Source organism: Pseudomonas agronomica (assembly GCF_025917275.1).
GTDB classification, from domain to species: domain Bacteria; phylum Pseudomonadota; class Gammaproteobacteria; order Pseudomonadales; family Pseudomonadaceae; genus Aquipseudomonas; species Aquipseudomonas agronomica.
Genome location: NZ_JAOSHO010000670.1, coordinates 1 through 2,264, shown reverse-complemented (window position 1 = coordinate 2,264; position 2,264 = coordinate 1). Strand labels below are relative to the sequence as shown.

At 63.6% G+C, this 2,264-nt stretch carries 2 protein-coding genes; both read right to left on the bottom strand.

Annotation, left to right across the window (positions count from 1 at the left end; genetic code table 11):
- Positions 1-32: 32 nt before the first annotated feature.
- Positions 33-980: an iron-sulfur-binding ferredoxin reductase gene (locus OC610_RS26010; RefSeq protein ID WP_264431902.1), complete on the bottom strand. Its 948-nt coding sequence runs from the start codon at positions 978-980 to the stop codon at positions 33-35.
- Positions 973-2,079 carry a GGDEF domain-containing protein gene (locus OC610_RS26005; protein WP_264431901.1) on the bottom strand — a complete coding sequence of 369 codons (1,107 nt, stop codon included), beginning with the start codon at positions 2,077-2,079 and terminating at the stop codon, positions 973-975. The genes OC610_RS26010 and OC610_RS26005 overlap by 8 nt, the downstream gene beginning before the upstream one ends.
- Positions 2,080-2,264 lie beyond the last annotated feature (185 nt).

Sequence of the window (2,264 nt, the reverse complement as noted above, 5' to 3'; positions counted from 1 at the left end):
GTGGGAGCGAGCTTGCTCGCGATGGCGATCGGTCAGACGCCGCCATTCCCACGGGTAAGAAACACATCCGCCAACAACTGATTACGCGGCAACCCCGCCAGGTACAAGCGCTTGGCAAACGCCTCGACCCAATCCGGATGGCCGCACACCAATGCCTGGGTCTGGCGTGAGGCCAGGCGCAGCTGCGCCAGTGCGTCGGGGGCCTCGGCTGCGGTCAGCAGCTCGACGTTGAGGTTGGGATGCTTGGCCGCCAATGCCTGCAGGGGTTTTTCCAGGTAGTGCCCGGCGGCATCGCGCGCCACATGGATCAACCGAATCGCCCCTTGATGCTGCTGGCGCAACGCTTCGCGCAAGATGCCAAACAGCGGCCCCAGGCCCGTACCGGAGGCCAGCAGCCACAGCGGCCTTTCATGCCAGTTGGGATCGTAATGCAGCGCACCACCGCGCAACTCACCGAGGCGAATCGGGTCGCCGGCCTTGAGTTGTCGCACCGCATCGACGAATTGCCCTGGCGCGCGACAATCGAGGTGAAACTCCAGGAAGCGGTCGTCCTCGGGCAGGCTCGCCAGGGAATACGGCCGGGCGACGTCGCCGGCCCACAACAACAGATGTTGTCCGGCTCGATAGCGCAACGGTCGCTGCGGCGTAATGCGCAGGCGCAGCACATCGGCGCCCAGCCAATCCAGCGCCGCCACCTCGGCGGCCTGGCCGTCGCGTTGCGGGTCGAAGGTGTGGATCTGCACGTCTTCGATTACCTGGCATTGACATGCCAGCCGCCAACCTTGATCACGCTGCGCCGGGGTCAGCGCATCGGGACGGTTGTCACGCACATCGCCGCTCACGCATTGCACCAGGCAGGCATGACAACTGCCGGCACGGCAACTGTAGGGCACCGGCACCCCGGACTGGTTGAGCGCGTCCAGCAGGTTATCGCCCGCCGCCACCGTCCATTGTCGGTCGGCGACTTTCAACTCAGGCATCGACATTCTCCCAAGCGGCGGCACACCGATTGCGGCCATCGCGCTTGGCACGGTACAAGGCCTGGTCGGCGCGCTGCAAGGCGCTGTCCAGGTCATCGCCCATTTCCAGCATCGTCATGCCCACCGACAGGCTGAGGCTGCCCACGTGCAGATCGATCAATTGCACCTCGGTGAACGCCAGCCGCAAGCGCTCGCAACACGCCGTCAGGCGCGCGGGATCGCAGGCGGGCAGCAACATGACGAATTCTTCGCCACCGTAACGGGCCAGCACATCACCTTCACGCAGGCAGGCCGTGGCGACGCCGGCGAACGCCTGCAGCACCTGGTCGCCAGCCGCATGGCCATGCAGATCGTTGATGCGCTTGAAATGGTCCAGGTCGATCAAGGCCAGGCCATGGGCGATGCCGGGCCGGAGGGTGTTGAGTTCGCGGCTCGCCAGGCGCAGGAAATGCCGGCGATTGAACAGGCCGGTCAGCTCGTCGGTGGCGACCAGGTCTTCGAGTTGGCGCATCATGCCCCGCAGGGTGTCCTGGTGCGCCTGCAAGGCAAACCGTCGTTGGCGCATGCGTTGGCGCGAGGTCTGGACGTAGCGGGCATACAGCACCAGCCAAACCAGCACGATGAACAGCACGGACACTTGCAAGCCGGCCAGCGTCGGGTCGGGAAGCCGGAAGAAATAACCGTCCCACAGCGTGATGCCGGTGAAGCTGATGAACACCAGCATCGCACAGCGCACAAAGGCCCGCCGCGTCAGGTGAAACAGCCCGAACAGCAGGATCAGCACATAGAAGACGAGGAACACCCCACGCGCCTGGTCCAGGTGGGCCATCATCCAGGTCTGCCAGCCCAGGCCGATCCAGACCTGTATTTCCGTGAGGCTGGGGTCGGCGAACCGCAGGTTGCGGTCGGTGATGAACAGCGTGAACAACCCACCCTGGCACAGCACAACCAGCAGGCTGCCAATGACGACGCCTCGCAACGAGTCGAGATAATGGCCACTGAAAAACGCCAGCCACAGCAACACCAGCGCCAGCGCATAAGTCGTGGCTGCCAGGGCGAAACGTTTGAGCAGGAGACGTTGAATGGCGTTATGGGTCAATCGGTGACTCACCATGGGAAAGGGGAACTGATAAAGCTGTCCTACGCTACAGGCCAGACGCCACTTTAGTGGCGTGTTCGACAAATGACCATTCAATTCTGGCCCAGAAAAATGGCGTCAAAGCAATGGCCCAGATTGACGCATCTGCCGGCTCCAAGCACACACCCGTGGCGAGGGAGCTTGCT